We start from the raw sequence: 20747 nt of genomic DNA on the forward strand, positions 1-20747 counted from the left end.
TCCACAAACTCATCGACCGCAAGCCGGACGACAACACGGTGGCGGTGGAGAAGCTCTGACGCGGGCGTCAGCGCCAGAGGGCGAGCGCGGGCCGGGCCTCCTCGAGCGCCCGGGCCGCCTCTTCCGACACCGGACAGTGGGACACCGTCACCCACTCCCCGCGCAGCGCTCCGAGATGGCCCACACCCCTGTGCGCCCGCCCAGGGTTGTGGTGACCCGGCCCATCATGTCACCCCATTGGTCATCGACCCTCCTCCGCGCCGGGCAGCATACCCGCGACGCCTGGGTGAACGCCGGGCGAGAAGGCTCGCGGCCGTGCGAGCACATGACGGCGGAGGTAGACCCTGGCACTTGACGTGATGGGTTCACAAGACAGATACTCAGAACGGCACGCATGCACCGGGCGGGGTCGTGGGCAATGAATTGCGGAGGGCCCGGTGCAATGCGTGTCGTGATGCGTGTCAGAGGGATTGGTTAGCCTTCCGGAAGCTTGGGGCGGTACCGGGAGGTGGGGCGTGGGGGAAGGGGAAGAGCAGTTCGAGGGATGGGTGCGGTCCATGGGATGGGCCGCGTTGAACGATCTGTGGGCGCGGGTGCGTGAAGGGCAGGAGCTTGCGTCATGGCCACCCGGCAAGGCCTTCGAGTACCTCATCCTGAGAGCGTTCGAGCTCGAAGGCGCTCAGGTCGTCTGGCCCTACCGGGGTTGGTGGGAACAGGTGGATGGAGCGGTGTACGCCGATGGGCTCTCGTGCCTCATTGAATGCAAGCATTGGAAGGAGCCCCTGGACTACGCCCCGATCGCGAGATTCAAGGCCCGGGTCGATCGGCGACCTCCGGCCACGGTCGGTCTGCTGTTCAGCGTGAGTGGGTTCACCGCGCCCGCGTTGCACGAGGCGCACGTGCAGCCCATCCGCAACGTGCTGCTGTGGGAGAGGTCTGACGTGGACCTCGTCTTGAGGTGGGGCATGCGTGCCTCGCTGCGGGTCAAATGGCGCAAGGCCGTGGAGAAGGCCGAGATGGATTACGAGCTCAAGGGAGAGGACTTCCGATGATTCCGGCACTGGTCGTGCGAGGTAGGGCGATGGCCCTGGTCTTCAAGAAGCTGCTCGAGCCGGAGTTCGGACGCGAGCTGCGTGTGCTCGATGTGGACCACATGGGGGAGGCTGCGTCCCTGGCGCGGTCCATCCTCAGCAACCGCAAGGCCATCGTGGCGGTGGTGGGCGAGGCGACGCAGGAAGAGCTCCGGATGATGCATCGCCATCTCGTGTTCCTGCTGATCAACGTGGAATGCGCCGACCTGTGGAAGATTTCCATGATCGTGCCGCAGACGGAGACGCTGCTCTTCCTGGACCGGGGGCTGGTACGCCTGGCGCTCGGGCGGGAGCCGACGGAAGAAGAAATGGTGCGCGGCCGGACCGAGTCCCGGCGCGTCCTGGAGGAGCAGCTCGGGCTCGAGCGACGGAAGCTCGATGAGGAGCTGTGCAGACGTCTGGAGACGGCGGACGTGAGCCCCCTGGCCGATCACCCCGCCGTGCAGCAGGTGCGGGAGTTCTTCCGGGCCCACCGTGAGGGGCGGGCTTCCCTGTCCCTCTGAGCCGTCCCTCGCCTACCGCATGGACAGCCCGGCCATGGGGCTCCGGGAGGTCACCAGCCGCCGGCGCCGGACGATGGAGCGCAGCCCCACCCCCATGGCCCCGAGCGACACCGCCATCCACACCGCCGCCCAGAAGGGCGCGGGCAGGTACGTGAGCTGCGCCATGGACTGGGCATCCGAGACGCCCACCTCCATGCCGTAGCCGAACAGGCCCTTGATGTCCTGCAGTGCCAGCAGGCACGACAACGCGGCGATCCACACCACGAGCCCGCGCCGCAGCCATACCGGGCCCTTCCACGCCACCAGTCCCAGGAAGGCCCCCATGCCGGCGATGAAGCCGAGCGTGAAGAGTCCGTCCGAGCGCGACGAGCCGGTGGCCAGCGCATGGGCCGCCCCCGGGTCCGGCGCGAGCAGGGGCACCCAGAGCACGGCCACCCCCACCATCCACACCACCAGGGTCCACAGCAGCGCCCGCCCGTTGCGCATGCGGCCGGCCGCCACCAACAGCACCGCCCCCGCCACCGAGGAGCCCACGTACCCCCCCGAGGCGATGAGCAGCTCCTTCCAGAGCGAGCCGGTAAGGGAGTGGTAGGTGAGCCCGCCCGTCGCCGGGCTGATGGTGACGCTGCTCACGTGCGCGCCCAGGGCCCAGGCCGTGAAGGCGTGTCCGCTCTCGTGCATGAGCGTCACCAGCAGCCGGAAGGGGTACAGATACACCGTCTGCCAGAGGAAGAGGCTGGCCGCGGCGGCCAGCACCAGGCACGCCAGCAGGGCGCGGGTGGACATCGGCGGTGGCTCGGGCAGGGGACGCGGGCGCATGGCACTTGGACGCTAACACGGAGGTTTTCGTTCCGCTGGTAGACTGGCCGGCCATGGGGAAACCGACGAGCACCGCCGACTCCTATGCCGCCCAGCACCGCGGCGACGCGGACCACTACGCCACCTACTTCGCCGGCATGGACGCCTCCATGCAGCAGAAGGTGGCCCTCACCACCGCGCACTTTCCCACCCGCGGCCGCCTGGCCGACATGGGCAGCGGCTCGGGCCGCGGCACCCATGACCTGGCCCAGCTCTACAGCGGCCTGGAGCTGGTGGGCGTGGACATCAACCCCGTCTCCGTCGACATGGCCTCCGCCACCTGGCAGCGCCCCAACCTGCGCTTCGTCGTGGGCGACATCGCCGACCCCGTCTTCCCTCCCGGTTCGCTCGACGGGGTGCTCGACTCGTCGGTGCTCCACCACGTCACCAGCTTCAATGACTTCTCGCTCGCCCGCCTGGAGACGTGTCTGGACAACCAGGTGCGCGCGCTGCGCACCGGCGGCGTCATCATCATCCGCGACTTCCTCGTCCCCGAGGGGCCCGCGGAGGTGTTCCTGGATTTGCCCTGGACGGATGGGCTGTCCGACGGCCCCGTGCCGGGCCTGTCCACCGCCGCCCTCTTCGAGCGCTTCGCCCGCGACTTCCGCTGCAGTGTCAACCGCGACGGGCCCGTGCCGTACGCGCGGCTCGACTCGCCTCACGCGGGGCATGCGCGCTACCGGCTCGCCCTGCGCGCCGCCAACGAGTTCATCCTCCGCAAGGACTACCGCACCGACTGGGACGTGGAGCTGCTCGAGGAGTACTCCTACTTCTCCCAGGCCCAGTTCGAGTCCGCCTTCCGCCGCCGCGGGCTGCGCATCCTCAGCTCGATGCCCATCCGCAACCCGTGGATCATCGCCAACCGCTACGAGGGCCGCTTCCACCTGGGTGACACCGAGGGCCGGCCGCTGCCCTTCCCGCCCACCAACTACCTCATCGTCGGCGAGAAGGTGCCGCCGGGCGCGGGGGTCGAGCTGCGCGAGGAGCAGCGCGAGCCGCTCGCCACGCCCCGCTTCCTGTCCCTCAGCGCCTGGCGCCACGAGGACGGCCGCGTCTGGGAGCTGGTGGAGCGCCCCGGGCGCACGCTCGACGTACTGCCCTGGTTCCGCCAGGACGGCCAGGTGTTCGTGCTCGCCAAGAAGGGCTTCCCGCGGCCCATCGTGAATGCGTGCGCGGACCACCCCAACCTCGGGGGCGCGGCGCTCTCCGGCTACATCACCGAGCCCCTCGCCGCCATCACCCACGCCGGAGAGGCCCCGGACAAGGCCATCGCGCGCATCCTGCGGGAGCGGGCCGGGCTGCCGGCCGACAGCATCCGCGCCCTGGGTGAGCCGGCGCGCTACTTCACCTCGCCCGGTGGGGTGAGCGAGCGCGTGTCCGCCTACCTCGTGGAGGTGGCGCCCTCCTCCGGGCTGCCCACGCCCGATTACGGACCGTTCACCGGCGCCGGCTCGGTGCGCGAGCTCGATGCGCGCCAGGTGCTCCGCGCCTGCCACGTGGGCGGCATGGTGGACGCGCGGCTGGAGCTCAACATCCACCGGCTGCTGCGTCACCTGGGCACCTCGCCCGGGCCGTGGATTGGCGCCCCCCTCCAGCTCACCGAGCAGTCCGGCGGGCCGAAGTGGGCCCCGGACGCGCTCACGCCCGAGCGCCGCGCGCCCTTCTCCCTCCACGAGGACGGGACGAGCGGCTACCTGGATTTGTGCACCGGCACCTTCTCCGAGCGCGACGCGGAGGGGCGCGTGCTGGCGAGCGTGCCGCGCGAGTACCTCGTGCCCCGCGAGGCCAGCCGCAACACCGCCGTGGCGCTCCCGGTGGTGCGCGTGCGCGAGGGCTACCGGGTGGGCCTCGAGCACCGGGAGCTGCCGGTGGTGCAGCACTTCACGGGCAGCGCCCGCCTCGCGGTGACGCCCGCCTGGCGCCTGCCCCGGACGCTCACCCACCTGGGCCAGGTGCCCGCCTTCATCTCCGAGCGCCTGCGCGAGGAGTTCTCCGTCACGGTGCGCCAGGCCTGGGAGCTCGGCGGCTCGTACCATGCGACGCCCGGGGTGACGCCCGAGCTGGTATGGCCCTTCGCCGTGGAGCTCGAGGCCGATGCGGCGTGCGACTCGCGCCTGCACTGGGTGCCGCTGGAGGTGCTCATCGCCGAGCTGGACTCGGTGCAGGACGCGCACCTGCGGGTGGTGGCCTGGCGGCTGGCGCACGCGCTGGGCGTGCTGGGGTGAGCAGTGAATTGCTCGAGAAAGACAACGCCCATGAAGTATGTCTTTCCCTTTTTGATGTGCGCCGTGGGCTGCGCTACTTCGCCTCACACTGCCACGCAGGTTACCGATGCGGCCAGGGGCCCCTGGCCGGAGGTGCCAGCCGTCGAAATGCCCACGGGCGACACCTCCATCCCCATTGCATTGCTCCGGGACGTGGCGGGTGCGCTCCTCGAGCGCCCTGGCGCCAGGGTGTGTGATTCGTTGAATCAACGGCCCATCGTGGGCATGTCCAGGGAGTATTGCTCGACAGTCTATGTCGCGGGGAACCGTCACTCCCTCTCATGGCGGGTGACTGAGCCCGTCGGGGGAAACCATGAGAGTTGCGAGCCGTTCTATGTGGTGGAGGATGCCGACTACCCTGCTTCGCAAGTTTGGGTCGTGGGGTACGTCCACAACCATCCATGTGGGACACCTCCCTCCTCGAAAGACCTCAGGAATTGGCCCACGGATGCATTCAACCCTTATATTGCCATGGCGGAATTCCGGCTGTTCGCGGGCAACCTGACGGCTTCGGGCGAGAAGGCTCCAGCAGTTCACGAGAACACGGCCATCGAAATGGCCTCGGCGGTGGTGGCGGAGCTTCAGGACGGCACGCGCGTCTTCCTGCGCTACTTTCCCACGGGCGAAGTCCAACAGTGGAGCAACGTGAAGGCCGGCTGGGTCACCCTCGGCATGTGTTCTCCACGAGGAACCAGCCGCTCCAAGACGCTCCAATGCAGTCCTGATGAACCTCTTCAGTTGCTGCGCGAGTAGAATGTATTCAGGGTGGGTCTTCCCGCCTCGTTCCACTGCCGGGCCTGCCCGGCGTGAATGTGCTGGGCCTTCCCGGTGCGGAGACATGCAGTGGACAACGCAAACCAGCTCCAGCACGCCCTTGGACGTGACCTCCTGGCCCTTCTCCAGCGCTCCCGGCCGCACCGCCGTTTCATGGGGGTGCTCATGCTGCTCGCGATGGTGCAGGGGGGATGTGCCTTCCCCTGGGCAACCAGGAAGGCGGCCGTCGAATGGCCGGACCCGGACTCGACCCCGCTCGTTGGCGCGCCCATGGAAGCGGGGGCTGTGCTTGCCGCGGCGGCCGCCGTCCGTGAGATGGTGAAAGAGAATAAAAGCCCACGACTCTTCCGAGGATGTTCCAGCCCCGAGCAAGGACTGGACGTCGCCATCTTCAAGGATCCGAAGACGGGCCTGTACTACGTGGTCTTGAACGAACGTTTTGATCGGTGCGGAGGGCCGGGGTACGTGCGTACGCTCGATGCGTGGTACGAGTACGCGGTGACGGCTCGAGGCGAGGTGCTGGGCAAGGCACCGGCCATGGATTTGGCGGCGCCCCCCCCGCCCTCGCCGAAACCTGCTCCACCCACGCAAACACCGCCACCTACCGCTCCGCCTCCGGCAACCGATGCGGGTACGACCGTGCCGACGGCACCACGAGCCCCAGCTCCTCCACGTTCGCAACCGGAAGCCGGCGCACCCGCTCCAGCACCGTCGCCAGCCCCCGCTCTTCCGATCGCTCCTCCGGTCACGCATCCCCCCGCATCGCCACCCGCCACTTCCGCGGCACCGGGGAACTCCGGGCCAGCTTCCACCCATCCGGAAGGTCCCTGAAGGAGCCCGCTTCGGGGCGCATCAGCTCGGGGCGGGTGGAGCATATCCGTCATGCCGCGGCGCCGGGCCGAGCGGCAGCCACACCGTGGCCACCGCTCCGCCTCCCTCGCGCGAGCGCAGCGAGATGCGGCCCCCGTGGCGGCGGACGATTTCCCGTGACACGTACAGCCCCACGCCGATGCCCGAGATGCTCGTCAGCTCGCGCCGGTCCCCGCGCTCGAAGCGCCCGAAGAGCTGCTCCTCGTCCTCCACGCGCAGGCCGATGCCCCGGTCCGCCACCACCAGCTCCGCCTCGCCGTCCGGCAGCACCCGCGTCCACACCTCGATGACGCCCCCCGTGGGGCTGTACTTGATGGCGTTGGACACCAGGTTGTGCACCACCTGCTCCAGGCGCTGCTCGTCGAAGTCGCCCACCACCGGGCGCGTGGCGAGCTCCAGCGAGTGCGGCGGCGAGGCGCTCACCAGCACCTCCGCCACCCGGCGCACCACCTCGCTCAGGTCCACCCGCGTGCGCTGCAGGGGCAGCTGCTCCTGGCCGAGCTGCGAGGCGTCCAGCAGTTGATCCACCAGCCGCGTCACCCGGTCCACCTGGCGGCTCACCTTGTCCAGCCGCTCCCCGTGCTCGCCGTCCACCTTTCGCTTCAGTATCTGCACCTGCGCCTTGAGCGCGGTGAGCGGCGTCTTCAGCTCGTGCGAGGCGATGGAGAGGAACGCGTCCTTCTCCCGGCTGGTGCGCTCGATGGCCTCCATGTGCCGGGAGAGCTGCCAGGCCATCCGGTCGAACGTCTCCGCCAGTTGGTTCAGCTCGCGGGGCGCGTCCCCGGCCGCCTCGGAGGCCCGCGCCGTGCGCTCGCCCGCGGCCAGCCGGGCCGCCGCGCGCGACACGCCCTGCACCGGCGCGACGATGGTGCGCGAGAAGGCCAGCGCCAGCAGCACCGCCGCCACCGTGGCCAGCCCCAGGGTGCCCAGCAGGCTGAAGTAGGCGTGCTCCACGTCGCGCTGCAGCCGGGTGCCCGGTTGCTCCACCACCACCCGCCAGCCCAGCTCCGGCACCTCCACCATGCCGAAGTGGTGCAGCGTGCCCACGCGCACCAGCGTCACCGCGTCCTGCTCGGCCGCGTAGGCGCCCGTGCCGCCGCTGGGCACGTGCTCCATCGCCCGCTCCAGTGACGTGCCGAGGATGCTGTGCACCTGCTGGGGGCCCTCCTCGGCCGAGTCGAAGACGACGCCGCCCCGCGCGTCGGTGACGAGGATGCGCCGCTGCGTGTCCCCCACCTGCGCGCGCGCATGCCGCCGCAGCCGGGGCAGGTCCAGCGCCGCCAGCACGTAGCCCGCGTAGTGCTCCTCGTGGCGGATGGGCGCCAGCGTCACCACCAGCGGCCCCCGCGCTCCGCCGCGCCCGAGGAAGACGTCGCTCACCAAGGGCTCGCGCGCCCCCCGCACCTCGCGCACGTAGGCCCGGTCCGAGAAGTCCGTGCCCGCCAGCGCCCGGCCCGCCGCGTCGGTGCGCGGAGAGAAGGCGAGCGCCAGCCCCTCGGGGCTGCCCACGTAGGCGTTGAGCACCTCGGGCGAGTACGTGACGAGCGCGTCCAGCTCGCCCTCGAGGTAGTGGCGGCCCGGCAGTTGCCCCTCCGAGGAGAGGCTCGCCGCGAGTGAGCGCGACAGCCGCGACACGCCATGGCGCGCGTGCGCCAGGCTGCCCTCGATTTCACCCACCACCACCCGGGCCGCGTGCAGGTTCTCCTCGTCCACCTGCCGCACCTCGGAGGCGTAGCGCTGGCGGCCCTCGGCGCCGCCCATCACCAGCAGGGGGATGATGGCGCCCAGCGTGAGCGCCGTGCCGAACGCCCGGCCGATGGACACGTCCGCCAGGGGCAGCGGCAGCCGCGCGCGCAGGCGCCCGCGCACGTGGGGGATGAGCAGCACCACCTGCACCAGCAGCGCCGACAGCAGACCGTTGACCGCCTGCTTCGCCCCCGCCACCACCGTGGGCGACAGGGGGATGTGCTCCAGCAGCCGGTAGGTGAGGAGGAAGTACAGCGGGCTGAGCAGCCAGTAGACGGCGTCCGCCATCACCGGGGTGAGGCGCCGGCGCAGCGTGCCCACGACGACGCCCTCGAGCACGAGGTTGAGCCAGCCCCACGGGTGGCCCCACAACCAGAGCGTCCTCGCGCCGGACACGGCCCCCGCCAGCCCGCCCGCCATGGGCCCGAAGAGCACCGCGGCGGTGAGCACCAGCAGCGGCCCGAGCAGCAGGTGCACCCCGGGCAGGACCTCGAGGGCGGCCAGGTTCAGCAGGAACCCGACCACCCCCAGACCCAGGCCCCACGCCATGCGCCGCCCGGTGCTCATCCGGACCCACGGTGCGCACCTGCTGCCGTCCCGGCAACGTTTCCTCGCCCTTCGGCCACCGAGACAGTGGGCGTTGCCGGTTGATTGAGAGACAGAGCAGCCAGGCACGCGACTTCTGCAACGCCACTGGAAGCCGGGATTCGGGGCGCCTCGAAGGACGAGCAGGCATGGGCACACCCTGAACGAATCCTGGACAGAGGGTCTCGGCTCGGGTCTGTATGCCCGCAGCGTCGTTCCGGCCTCGCACGGGGAGTGTTCTTCCTCCTGCTCCTCCCGGACGCGGCGCTCCGGGGCGGTCCCGAGTGGGACTCGTAGGGGCCCCGACATGGAGAACGAGAGCTCATGCGTCACACCATGCGGTCCCTCCACCGGGGGACGCGATTCATCCGTCTGTCCGCTGCCGCCACCCTCCTGTGCGCCTCGAGCGCGCTCGCGCAGCCCGCGGGCCTGCCCGGCTTCGAGCTGGAGCGGCTGGAGCTCAACCCCAACGGCCGGGGCTCGCTGCTCATGGGCACCGGCGAGCTGCTCCCCAAGGGCGCCTTCCGCGTGTCGCTCGCCGGGCAGTACGAGAATGACCCGCTGGTGATGTACCGGGATGGCAACCGGGTGGGCTCGGTGGTGAGCGACCGGGTGACGGCGCACCTGCTGGCGGCGTGGGCGCCGATGCACTGGCTGGAGCTGGGCGTGCAGCTGCCGTTGGTGGCCTGGCAGCAGGGGGAGGACCTCTCCGCGCAGGGCGTGGGGACGCCGGGCCGTACGGGTTTGTCCACCCCTTCGGCGCACGTGCGGCTGGGACTGCTCGCGCAGCGGCGGGACGCGCCGGTGGACCTGGCGCTGGAGTTGGGCGTGGGGTTGCCGGTGGGCAGCGTGGACACGCTCTCGCGCGACGGCCTCGTGCGCCTCACGCCGCGGGTGATGGTGGGCCGCGGCTTCGGCGCGCTGCGCGCGGGCGTGGAGGCGGGGGTGCTGGTGCGGCCCGAGGTGGTGCTCGGAGACGTGGGCACGGTGCAGGACGAGCTGGGCAACGAGGTGCGCCTGGGCGCGGTGCTGGCCACCACGGGCGAGGGGCTGCGCGGCGAGCTCAACGTGCGCGGCACGGTGTCGCTCTCGCGCCAATCGAATTCGCTGGAGGTGCTCGCGGGCCTGCGGCTGCCGGTGGGCGAGTCCGTCGAGGCCTACGCGCTGGGGGGCCCCGGCTTCGGTGACGCCCCGGGCACGCCGACCTTCCGCGTGCTGCTGGGCGTGGCCGTGGGTGGTGGCGAGCGGGTAGCGGCCTCGCGGCAGCGCGACGACGATGGCGATGGCGTGCGCAACGCCGACGACACGTGCCCCACGCAGGCGGGCCCGGCCGAGCTGAAGGGCTGCCCGGCGCAACCCGTGAAGCCGGCGGTGCAGGTGGTGGCGGAGGTCTCGGGTGACACGGATGGCGACGGCGTGGCGAACGCCGCGGACACGTGTCCCACGGAGGCGGGCCCGGCCGAGCGTCAGGGCTGCCCGGTGAAGGACACGGACAGGGACGGTATCGAGGACGCCGCGGACAAGTGCCCCATGGAGATGGGCCCGGCCGAGCGTCAGGGCTGCCCGGTGAAGGACACGGACAACGACGGCGTGGTGGACGAGCGCGACGCGTGCCCCACCGAGGCGGGCCTGGTGGAGCTCAAGGGCTGCCCGGCGAAGGACTCGGACGGCGATGGCGTGGCGGACCACCTGGACAACTGCCCCGCGGACAAGGGCGTGGCCACCAACGCGGGCTGCCCGGCGGAGCAGAAGCAGCTCGTGGCCATCCAGAAGGGCAAGCTGGAGATCAAGGAGTCGGTGTTCTTCGCCACCGGCCGGGCCGTCATCCAGCCGCGCTCCTTCAAGATGCTGGACCAGGTGGCGCAGGTGCTGCGCCAGCACCCCGAGGTCGAGCAGGTCATCATCGAGGGCCACACCGACGACCGCGGCAACGCGGAGGCCAACCGCAAGCTGTCGCTGGCGCGGGCCGAGGCGGTGAAGGGCTACCTGGTGAGCAAGGGCGTGGAGCCCAAGCGCCTGGAGGCGAAGGGTTACGGTCCGGACCGGCCCATCGCCCCGAACAAGACGGAAAAGGGCCGCGCGGCCAACCGCCGCGTGGAGTTCATCATCATCACCGCCGAGCGCGAGCTGAAGTAGTCGAAGGAAACCGATGCATATGAAGAACGGACTCTTCAAGAAGTGGCTCGCGGCGGCGCTGTGCGTGCTCGCCCTCGGCTCGACGGCGGCGCTGGCCGAGCCGGACTCGTTCGGCCTGGGCACCGGGCGCAATGGCGCGCTCACGGTGACGACCGCCGGCAACATCATCAACAGCTATGCCCAGGTGGCGGCCCCGCTGGCGCCGGGGGACACCCAGGTGCCGGTGGGCACGTGCGTGGGCGCGGCCGCCTGCTTCTCGGCGGGAGACCTGGTGATGGTGCTCCAGACGACCGGCATCGTCCCCACGCCCGCCTCCGGCTCGGCGACCACCCTCGACCTCACCAATGACCCGGTGGGCCGCTGGGAGTTCGCGCGGCTGTCGGCGGCCACGGGGACGACGCTGACGCTGAGCGCGCCGCTCCTCTACTCCTACGCGGCGAACGTGACCCAGGTCATCCGCGTCCCCGAGTACACCACCGTCTCCCTCACCAGCGCGGGGCGCATCACCGCGTTGCCCTGGAACGGTGGCGCGGGCGGTGTCATCGCCTTGCTGGCCACGGGGACGGTGAGCAACGCCGGGCAGATCAACGCCAATGCCTTGGGCTTCCGCGGGGGCCAGTACATCGACGACACCACCAGCTCGCTGGGCTGCACGGGCCTGGATGAGGCCGCCGCACTGGGCGCCCAGAAGGGCGAGGGCATCGCCAATGTGCGTTACGGCGCCTCGCAGACCGGGCGCGGCAACGTGGCCAACGGAGCCGGTGGCGGCGTGTGCTTCAACGCGGGCGGCGGAGGCGGTGGCAATTACGGGGCGGGAGGCATGGGCGGGCGCTCGGATGGCAGCATCGACGGAGCCCGGCCCGTGGGCGGGTTGGGGGGCTCGGCGCTCGTCTATTCCCTGCTCAATCACCTCTCGCTGGGCGGCGGCGGCGGCGCCGGCCATGGCTCCGACGGTACAGGTGTGCCGGGCGGGCGTGGCGGCGGCGCCATCTTCATCCGGGCCAACCAGCTCACGGGCACGGGCACCATCCAGGCCTCGGGTGGCGGAGGCGGTTCCTCGTCCACGGACGGTGGCAGCGGCGGTGGCGCGGGTGGCTCCCTCTATCTGCGCTTCGTCGGCACGGCTGCGTGCAACTCGGTCCTGGCCAATGGCGGCGTCGGTGGCACCGTGAACTCAGGACAGGTGGGCCCCGGCGGTGGCGGTGGCGGTGGACGGGCGTTGTTCCAGGCCGCGACGGGCGGCACCTGCAACATCAACCTCATCGGTGCCACATTCGGTAACCAGCAGGATCCCTCGGCGACCGATGGATCCGCCTATGGCGCCAAGGCGGGCAATAACGGCATCCCCGTCGCGCTGACGTACGGCTTCATCGTGCCGTTGGTGCCCACGGTGGTCACTCCCGCCAATGGCACCGTCACCAGCAACCGTCGGCCCGTCATTTCGGGCAAGGCCCAGCCCAACACCCTGGTGATCATCTACGTCGATGGGAACGAAGTGGGCCGCGCCACGTCCGACGCCGCCGGCAACTACTCCGTGACCCCGACCACGGATCTCTCCGAGGGCAACCACACGGTGCAGGCGGCCGCGGAAGTGGACGCGGTGCAGAGCCCCAAGAGCACGGCGAACACCTTCACGGTGGACCTCACGTCGCCGGACACCACCATCGTCTCGAAGCCGCCGAGCATCACGAGCTCCACGAGCGCGACGTTCGACTTCAATTCGAACGAGACGGGCGTCACCTATGAGTGCCGCCTGGATGGCACCTCCGCGTCGGCTTTCATCCCCTGCACGGACCCGGTGACCTTCACGGGCCTGGCGGAGAAGTCGCACACGCTCGAGGTGCGCGCGCGCGACGCGGCGGGCAACGTGGACCTCACGCCGGCCACCTACACGTGGACGGTGGACCTCACGCCGCCGGACACCGTCATCGTCTCGGGGCCGCCGAGCGTCACCAACTCCACGAGCGCGACGTTCGACTTCGACGTGGCGGTGGCGGAGGCGGGCGTGACGTACGAGTGCCGCCTGGATGGGGCCGCGACCTTCACCTCGTGCACGGACCCACAGACCTTCACGGGCCTGACAGATGGGAATCACACGCTCCAGGTGCGCGCGGTGGACTCCGCGGGCAACGTGGACCTCACGCCGGCCAGCTACTCCTGGCGCGTGGACACGACGGCGCCGGACACCGTCATCGCCTCCAAGCCGCCGAGCATCAGCAACTCGGCGAGCGCCACGTTCGACTTCGACGTGGCGGTGCCGGAAGTGGGAACCGTGACGTACGAGTGCCGCCTGGATGGGGCCGCGACCTTCACCCCCTGCTCGGACCCGCAGACCTTCACGGGCCTGGCGGAGGGCTCGCACACGCTCGAGGTGCGGGCCATCGACGCGGCGGGCAACGTGGACTCCACGCCCGCCAGCTACTCGTGGACCGTGGACACGAAGGCGCCGGAGACCTCCTTCGCCTCCATGCCGCCGCTCGTCACCAGCGCCACGAGCGCGACGTTCGACTTCGACTCGGATGAGACGGGCGTGACGTACGAGTGCCGCCTGGATGGGACCGCGGCCGGCCCCTTCGGCCCGTGCACGGACCCGGAAACCTTCACGGGCCTGGGCGATGGGTCGCACAAGCTCGAGGTGCGCGCGCGGGACGTGGCGGGCAACGTGGACGCCACGCCGGCCAGCTACACCTGGACGGTGGACACGAAGGCGCCGGAGACCTCCTTCGCCTCCACGCCGCCGCTCGCCAGCGGCTCGACGAGCGCGACGTTCGACTTCGACTCGGACGAGACGGGCGTGACGTACGAGTGCCGCCTGGATGGGACCACGGCCGGCCCCTTCGGCCCGTGCACGGACCCGGAAACCTTCACGGGCCTGGGCGATGGGTCGCACACGCTCGAGGTGCGCGCGCGGGACGCGGCGGGCAACGTGGACGCCACGCCGGCCAGCTACACCTGGACGGTGGACACGCTCGCGCCGGAGACCTCGTTCGCCGCCATGCCGCCGATGGCCAGCAGCTCGGCGAGCGCCACGTTCGACTTCAGCTCGAACGAGACGGCTGTGACGTACGTGTGCCGGCTGGATGCCGCGATGGCCTTCACCCCGTGCACGGACCCGGAAACTTTCACGGGCCTGGGCGATGGCTCGCACAGTCTCGAGGTGAGCGCCGTGGACGCGGCCGGCAACATGGACCCGACCCCCGCGGTCTACAGCTGGACGGTGGACACGAAGGCGCCGGGCACCTCCATCGTCTCGGGTCCGCCGTCCTCCAGCAACTCGGCGAGCGCCACGTTCGACTTCAGCTCGGACGAGACGGGCGTGACGTACGAGTGCAGCCTGGACGGTGCCGCCTTCACCCCGTGCACGGACCCGGTGACCTTCACGGGCCTGGCGGATGGGTCGCACACGCTCCAGGTTCGCGCGAAGGATGCGGCGGGCAACGTGGACCCCACGCCGGCCACCTACGGCTGGACGGTGGACACCCACGCGCCCGCGACGCCGGTGGTGACGGGTCCGGCGGCGACGGTGGACACCCTCACACCGGTCATCAGCGGCACCGCCGAGCCGGGCAGCACCGTCACCGTCATCATCGACGGCAAGGTAGTGGGCACGGTAACGGCGGATGGCTCGGGCAACTGGAGCTACACGCCCACCACGCCGCTGTCGGTGGGGCCGCACGAGGTGGTGGCGAGCGCCACGGATGAGGCCGGCAACACGAGCGGCTCGTCCTCGAGCCACCCCTTCACCGTCGTCCAGGACACGCAGGCGCCGGAGACCACCATCACCTCCGGTCCGTCGGGCACCACCCCGGAGCACGGCGCGACGTTCGAGTTCGGCTCGGACGAGCCGGGCGTGACGTACGAGTGCAGCCTGGACGGTGCCGCCTACACCCCGTGCACCTCGCCGGTGAGCTTCACCAACCTGGCCGACGGCGAGCACACCTTCCAGGTGCGCGCGCGGGACGCGGCGGGCAACGTGGACGCCACGCCGGACACCCGCACCTGGACCGTGTCCGCGGGCAATACGGGCGGCGGAGACATCGCCTTCCTGGGTGATGGCATCGGCTGCTCGGCCACGGGCGGTGACTCGTCGCTGGTGCTGATGGGCCTGGGCACGTTCCTCGCGCTGGCCCGCCGCCGGCGCCGGTAACGCGGCCTTCGCCGTCCTGAGGTCCGGGCCGGGCTCTCTTCCCTCGCGGGAGGTGGGGCCCGGCCCTTTTTCATGCCTCAGTGCACCTGTGGGGGCGCGTCGGTGGGCGGGTGGGGGCCGGGCGGCGTGGGATTGGCGGCGGACAGCATTGGGAGGGCCACGTAGAAGGTGGCGCCCCGGCCCACCTCGCTCTCCACCCAGATACGGCCGCCGTGGCGCTCGACGATGTCACGGCTGATGTAGAGGCCCAGCCCCAGCCCGCCGTAGGAGGTGACGGAGACGTTGCGCGCGCGGAAGTAGCGCTCGAAGAGCTGCTCCTGCTGGTCGCGCGGAATGCCGATGCCCTCGTCCGCCACGGCGAGCAGCACGAAGTCCCCACGCACCTCCAGTGTCACGCGCACGGTGCTGTCCCCGGGGCTGTACTTGAGGGCGTTCTCCAGCAGGTTGGCGATGACCTGCTCGAGCCGGTACGCATCTCCGCGGATGCGCACGGGCTCCGCCGGGTGCGAGTATTCGATGCGGTGCTGGCCTCGCTCGGCGTCCATGCTCGTCAGCGCGCGCTCCACGAGGGTGTCCAGCCCGGTGGGCTCCAGGTGCAGCGCGAGCCGGCCGGCTTCGATCCGCGAGGCATCCAGCAAATCGTTGATGAGCGCCGCCAGCCGCACCAGGTGCTGACGGGCGTGGCGCAGCAGGGCGGGGTCCACCTGCTCGCGGCGCTCCAGGCGGCGCTCCAGGCTGGCCAGCCGCAGCGCGAGCGGGGTGAGGGGCGTCTTCAGCTCGTGCGAGGCGATGGTGAGGAAGTCGTCGCGCACGCGGATGGCGTCCTGGGCCTCGCGCAGCAGGCGGGTGCGCTCGGCCTCGGCGCTGCGCTGCGCGGTGATGTCCTCGATGATGCCCACGCCCCCCTCCACCTCGCCGTCCCCGTTGAGGCAGGGCGCGAAGTGGGCGCGCACCGGCACCACCTTGTCCGAGCTGACGGCATGGTAGTCCCCCTCGTAGTACGCGTGACGCCCGGCGAGCACGTCGCGCACGCAGGACACGATGGCCTGGTCCTCGATGGACAACAGGTTCAGCCCGATGAGCAGGCGTTTGGCGGAGCCGAGGATGCGCACGAAGTAGTCGTTGCAGGCCAGGAGCGTGGGGGTGGTGTCGAAGTGGATGAGGCCCAACGGGGCCGTCTCGAAGACGAGCTGGTAGACGCGCTCCCCCAGGGGGCCCGGGTGGGTGGCGCGCCTGCTCGCCGCGGAGGACAGCCGCTCCAGGGGCTCGTCGGTGTAGTCGGGGAGCTCGGGCGTGCGCCGCAGCACCACGCTGATGCGCTCCCCGCCGTGGTTGCCGGTGGCCCCCACCGTCATCTCCACTTCCAGCTCGGAGCCCTGGCGGCGCTGCAGGAGGACCCGGACGGGACGGCCGCCCAGCGCGCGCCGCCGCCCCAGGAGGTAGCGCAGGAAGGACTGCCCATCGAAGGCCCGCAGCCGCGGGGGGACGAGGACCTCGAAGGGCTGTCCCGTCAGCTCCTCGCGCTTCCAGGCGAGCAGGCGTTCGGCGGCGGGATTCAGGTAGAGGACGCGCTCGTCGCCGTCGCAGGCCACGAGGGGATCCGCCATCGCGTCGATCAACTCCCTGAGCTCATCGCCGGCCATACCTCCCCCCTCCAATGGAGGAAACCTCCTAGAGCCTACAGGTTGGATACGGCGTGCCCGGCCCGTGAGTCCTCACGGAGCGGAAGCCAGAAGGCCGGATTCCGGCTCGCGGAGCAGGGGAGCGGCCACGAGGCAGACCCTGACCGCTCAGTGGGCGGGCAGGGGAGCGGCTGTCCTCACGCTCCCGCGGGAGCGGACGGCTCGAGGGAGGAGGCCCGAGGGGGCTCGGCGCGCGCGGCGGGGGGCTCGAGCTGGAAGCGGGCGATGAGGGGCATGTGGTCCGACAGCCCGTGGAAGCGGCTGCGCGGGTCGCCGAAGGGGCGCGTCTCGTCGGCATCCAACCAGCGCACGCCCCCCCCGGAGAAGATGTGGTCCAGGTGCATGCGCATGTGCATGAAGCCCGCGGTGGGAAAGGCCCGCGAGACGTGCGGGTCGATCTGCCCCACCGCCGTCTGGGCGCTGGTGAAGTGGGCCTCGTCGCACAGGTAGTGGAAGACGGGCGAGGCGGGGGGCGAGTTGAAGTCGCCGCAGATGAGGAAGGGCTCGTCGGCGGAGCGGGCCCGCACCAGCTGCGCGAGGGCGCGGGCCTCGTGGAGCTGGTTGATGCCGTTGCCCATCTTGTCCCGGGTGGCCCAGAAGGCGCGGGAGAAGGGCGTGGGCAGGCTCAGGTGGGTGTTGAAGACGTGGAGCGGGAGGCCGTCCTCCTTGCGCAGCAGGCGCATGTACGCGCAGATGCGGCTCTGCTTGCGCTCGCGCAGCATGCGCACGTGGTGGTGGGTAATCGGGTGCGGCGCGTCCACGTTGTGCGTGTCCACCACGAGGCGCTGGGTGTTGACGATGATGGCCAGCCCGGTGGTGTAGAGCGAGAAGTCGCCCAGCTTGTAGTGGTGGGCGCGGAAGTAGAAGGCCTCGTAGGGCATGGGCCGGAGCAGGTGGGCGAACGTCTCCTCCATGCGGCCCATGAAGGCCTCCAGCTGCGTCTCGTCGGGGCGGGCGCGCCGGTGGGCGACGTTGCTGCGGAACGACTGCGTCTCCACCTCCTGCAGGCAGATGATGTCCGGCAACGGCTCCAACGCGGCGAGCGCCGCGGAGACCCGGCGCTTGGGCCCCAGCGTGCTGGCGAGCCCGCGCAGGGCATGTCCGAAGTAGCGGACGTTGTAGCTGACGATGCGTAAAGGCGTGTCGGCCATACTCGCTGGGCGCCGCGTGGAGGCGGGGAAGTAGGGGGAAGGTATTGCCGCTTCCGCCCGTCGGGGAGCGTCCCGGAGCTTGCGCACCACCCCAGGGCTCGGATACTGCGCCGCCACCGGGGTTGCCTGCTACCCCCGGAAGCATGCGAACGGCCCGCTGGCCGGCAGTGGGCCCCTGAAAGAGGAACAACGATGAACCTGCGTTCGACGCTGTGGGCAGTGGCCGCCGTGATGGTGGGCGGCACGATGGGGTGTGGAGAGCAGCCGAAGTACTACCGGGTGGCCATTGACCGGGCGCCCTTGGACAACCTGCCCGCCAGCTGCTACCGCTCGGGCACGCCCCCCACCGAGAAGACGAACAACGTGGTCGATGTCGCCCAGTGGGTCCTCTGGGACGGGGTGGAGGACCGGCAGTACCTGCAGGTGGGCGACATCAACTACAGCCTGGGCGATGCCTCGGTCCGCATCACCACGGGCGACGCCATCGTGAGCAGCGAGGTGGACAAGAAGACGACGTTCACCGTCGAGCGCACGCAGACCGACCCGGCCCGCACCACCCGCGTCACCTACACCCTGGACAAGGAGTCGATGGGGACCCTCGAGGGCACGCTCTCGCTGAGCTACTCCTGCACGGGCACCACGGGGTGCGCGCCCAATTGTGACGCCTCGCTGCACTTCGTGGGCCGCCAGGTGGACGCGGACTCGATGATCGTGGTGAGCAACACCGCCGGCTAGCCAGCGGGAGGGCGGGGACGGACAGCGGGCGGGCGGAGAAGCCCGTCCGGTGTTAAGGAAGGGGCACGCCATGACGTCCCTTCCTCCTCGTTTCCGCGGAACCGATTCCTACCTCTCCAGCGAGGGCCTCCAGGCCGCCGTCAACTGCGCGCTGACGCTCCAGCGTCCGCTGCTGGTGCGAGGCGAGCCCGGCACGGGCAAGACGCTGTTGGCCGAGGCCGTCGCCGAGAGCCTGGGCCTGCGCCTGCTCACCTGGCACGTGAAGAGCACCACGCGCGCCCAGGACGGCCTGTACGTCTACGACACCGTGCAGCGCCTGTACGACTCGCGCTTCGGCGACGGGGACGTGCGCGACATCCGCCGCTACATCCGCATGGGGCCGCTCGGCGAGTCCTTCGCCGCGAAGGAGCGCGTGGTGCTGCTCATCGACGAGGTGGACAAGGCGGACGTGGAGTTCCCCAATGACTTGCTCCACGAGCTGGACCGGATGCGCTTCCGCATCTCGGAGACGAACGAGGACGTGGCGGCCACGCAGCGCCCCGTCGTCATCATCACCAGCAACAACGAGAAGGAGCTGCCGGACGCCTTCCTGCGCCGGTGCGTCTTCCACTTCATCGACTTCCCGGACCAGGAGCTGATGCGCCGGATTGTCGACGTGCACCACCCCGGGCTGGACGTGTCGCTGACGGAGCAGGCGCTCAAGGTCTTCTACGAGCTGCGCAACTTCACGCGTCTGCGCAAGCGGCCCTCCACGAGCGAGCTCGTCGACTGGATCGCGGTGCTCAAGGCCAACGGCGTGACGGACGTGAAGCTGGACGACAACCTGCCCTTCCTGGGAGCGCTGCTCAAGCGCGAGCAGGACTTGATGGCGGTGGCGGAGGCCTTCGGGCGCGGCCGCCGGAACAAGGCCTAGCGGGAGCGAGCCATGTACCTGCCCTTCCTCTACGAGCTGCGGCGGCGCGGGGTGCCGGTGGGCGCGCAGGAGGCGCTGTCGCTGGCGGCGGCGCTGAAGGCGGGGCTGCACGACAGCTCGCTGGACGGCTTCTACCACGTGGCGCGGGCGCTGCTGGTGCACGCGGAGGCGCACCTGGATGCCTTCGACCAGGCCTTCCTGGCGCACTTCAAGGGCATGGAGGGCGCGGGGCAGCAGCTCACCCAGGAGCTGCTCGAGTGGTTGAAGGAAGCGCGCGAGCGGCGCGACCTCACCCCGGAGGAGCGCGAGCTGCTGGAGCGCTTCGACGTGGAGGAGCTGGAGAAGCTCTTCCAGCAGCGGTTGGAGGAGCAGCGCGAGCGGCACGACGGCGGGACGAAGTGGATTGGGACGGGGGGCGCCTCGCCCTTCGGGCACTCGGGGAATCCGCGCGAGGGCTTCCGGGTGGGAGGCGAGGGCGCCGAGGGCGGTGGCGGCCGCATGGCGATGAAGCTCGCGGGCGCGCGCCGGTACCAGGGCTACCGGGGCGACGTGGTGCTGGACACGCGGCAGATGGCGGTGGCGCTGCGCAAGCTGCGGGCCTTCGCGCGCGAGGGCGCTCCGGACGAGCTGGACGTGGACGGCACCATCGCCGCCACGGCGAAGAACGCGGGCGAGCTCGAGGTGGTGACGCGTCCGCCGCGCCGGCCCAACACGCGCGTGGTGCTGATGATGGACGTGGGCGGGTCGATGGACCCCTACGCGCACCTGGTGAGCCGGCTCTTCTCGGTGGCGAAGCAGGCCACGCACTTCAAGGAGCTGCGCACCTACTACTTCCACAATTGCGTGTACGGGCGCGTGTTCGACTCGCCGTACCTGATTGGCGGCATCGGGGTGCCGGACCTGCTCGCGCAGGTGGGGCGGCACCACAAGCTGGTGGTGGTGGGCGACGCGTTGATGGCTCCGTACGAGCTGGCGATGCGGACCAACGCCGAGGGCCGCTACGATCCCGTGGATGGCAAGGAAGGGCTGGTGTGGTTGATGGAGCTGGCCCGGTACTTCGAGCGCAGCGCCTGGCTCAACCCGGAGCCACCGCAGACGTGGCGGGGCAACACCATCCAGGCGGTGAAGAACGTCTTCGACATGTTCCCGCTGACGCTGGAGGGACTGGGGGACGCGGTGGGGCACCTGACGAAGGGACGCGTGGTGCGCGGGCGCCGGTAGCCCCCCACTTAAGCCGCGAAACGTTTTCGGGGTAACGTCATCTCTGCCTTCACTCAACATAGGGGAGCAGA

At 70.6% G+C, this 20747-nt stretch carries 13 protein-coding genes; 9 read left to right on the top strand and 4 right to left on the bottom strand.

The features are described 5' to 3' along the window. Positions 1-572 precede the first annotated feature (572 nt). Together ACJ8AN_RS00545 and ACJ8AN_RS00550 are read left to right on the top strand one after the other, a co-directional pair. Complete coding sequence (locus ACJ8AN_RS00545; RefSeq protein ID WP_407753195.1) at positions 573-1052, top strand: restriction endonuclease; 480 nt, start codon at positions 573-575, stop codon at positions 1050-1052. Next, entirely contained in the window at positions 1049-1594 is a 546-nt protein-coding gene (locus ACJ8AN_RS00550) for a hypothetical protein (RefSeq protein WP_407753196.1), read from the top strand. The genes ACJ8AN_RS00545 and ACJ8AN_RS00550 overlap by 4 nt, the downstream gene beginning before the upstream one ends. A 12-nt stretch (positions 1595-1606) precedes the next feature. Here the strand turns inward: ACJ8AN_RS00550 and ACJ8AN_RS00555 are convergent, their stop codons facing one another. Beyond that, entirely contained in the window at positions 1607-2413 is an 807-nt protein-coding gene (locus ACJ8AN_RS00555) for a M50 family metallopeptidase (RefSeq protein ID WP_407753197.1), read from the bottom strand. A 53-nt stretch (positions 2414-2466) separates the two neighbouring features. Here ACJ8AN_RS00555 and ACJ8AN_RS00560 point away from each other — a divergent pair, with 53 nt between their 5' ends. Further along, positions 2467-4677 carry a methyltransferase domain-containing protein gene (locus ACJ8AN_RS00560; RefSeq protein ID WP_407753198.1) on the top strand — a complete coding sequence of 737 codons (2211 nt, stop codon included), beginning with the start codon at positions 2467-2469 and terminating at the stop codon, positions 4675-4677. Between the two features lie 510 nt (positions 4678-5187). Next, on the top strand, positions 5188-5469 hold the full coding sequence (locus ACJ8AN_RS00565; RefSeq protein WP_407753199.1) for a hypothetical protein: 282 nt from the start codon (positions 5188-5190) through the stop codon (positions 5467-5469). Positions 5470-6342: 873 nt separating this feature from the next. On the opposite strand, the gene ACJ8AN_RS00570 is transcribed toward ACJ8AN_RS00565, so the two are convergent. Further along, positions 6343-8673 (bottom strand): ATP-binding protein, encoded by a 2331-nt coding sequence (locus ACJ8AN_RS00570; RefSeq protein WP_407753200.1) that lies wholly within the window; start codon positions 8671-8673, stop codon positions 6343-6345. A gap of 342 nt (positions 8674-9015) precedes the next feature. Here ACJ8AN_RS00570 and ACJ8AN_RS00575 point away from each other — a divergent pair, with 342 nt between their 5' ends. Both ACJ8AN_RS00575 and agmC read left to right on the top strand, forming a co-directional pair. Beyond that, positions 9016-10827, top strand: coding sequence for an OmpA family protein (locus ACJ8AN_RS00575; protein ID WP_407753201.1), 1812 nt, complete (start codon positions 9016-9018; stop codon positions 10825-10827). Between the two features lie 19 nt (positions 10828-10846). After that, positions 10847-14974, top strand: a complete 4128-nt coding sequence (gene agmC, locus ACJ8AN_RS00580) for an adventurous gliding motility protein AgmC (RefSeq protein ID WP_407753202.1) — start codon at positions 10847-10849, stop codon at positions 14972-14974. Between the two features lie 77 nt (positions 14975-15051). Here the strand turns inward: agmC and ACJ8AN_RS00585 are convergent, their stop codons facing one another. Together ACJ8AN_RS00585 and ACJ8AN_RS00590 are read right to left on the bottom strand one after the other, a co-directional pair. Further along, on the bottom strand, positions 15052-16617 hold the full coding sequence (locus ACJ8AN_RS00585; protein ID WP_407753203.1) for an ATP-binding protein: 1566 nt from the start codon (positions 16615-16617) through the stop codon (positions 15052-15054). 176 nt (positions 16618-16793) lie between these two features. Next, positions 16794-17807 carry an endonuclease/exonuclease/phosphatase family protein gene (locus ACJ8AN_RS00590; protein WP_407753204.1) on the bottom strand — a complete coding sequence of 338 codons (1014 nt, stop codon included), beginning with the start codon at positions 17805-17807 and terminating at the stop codon, positions 16794-16796. Between the two features lie 192 nt (positions 17808-17999). Here ACJ8AN_RS00590 and ACJ8AN_RS00595 point away from each other — a divergent pair, with 192 nt between their 5' ends. From ACJ8AN_RS00595 to ACJ8AN_RS00605, 3 genes are all read left to right on the top strand, one after another. After that, a complete protein-coding gene (locus ACJ8AN_RS00595) occupies positions 18000-18542 on the top strand; it encodes a hypothetical protein (RefSeq protein ID WP_407753205.1) in 543 nt (180 codons plus the stop codon). A gap of 70 nt (positions 18543-18612) precedes the next feature. Next, positions 18613-19455 (top strand): AAA family ATPase, encoded by an 843-nt coding sequence (locus tag ACJ8AN_RS00600; protein ID WP_407753206.1) that lies wholly within the window; start codon positions 18613-18615, stop codon positions 19453-19455. Positions 19456-19467: 12 nt separating this feature from the next. Further along, positions 19468-20676 carry a vWA domain-containing protein gene (locus ACJ8AN_RS00605; protein WP_407753207.1) on the top strand — a complete coding sequence of 403 codons (1209 nt, stop codon included), beginning with the start codon at positions 19468-19470 and terminating at the stop codon, positions 20674-20676. Positions 20677-20747: the final 71 nt, after the last annotated feature.

Origin of the sequence: Archangium sp. (assembly GCF_045802675.1) — a bacterium.
Classification (GTDB): domain Bacteria; phylum Myxococcota; class Myxococcia; order Myxococcales; family Myxococcaceae; genus Archangium.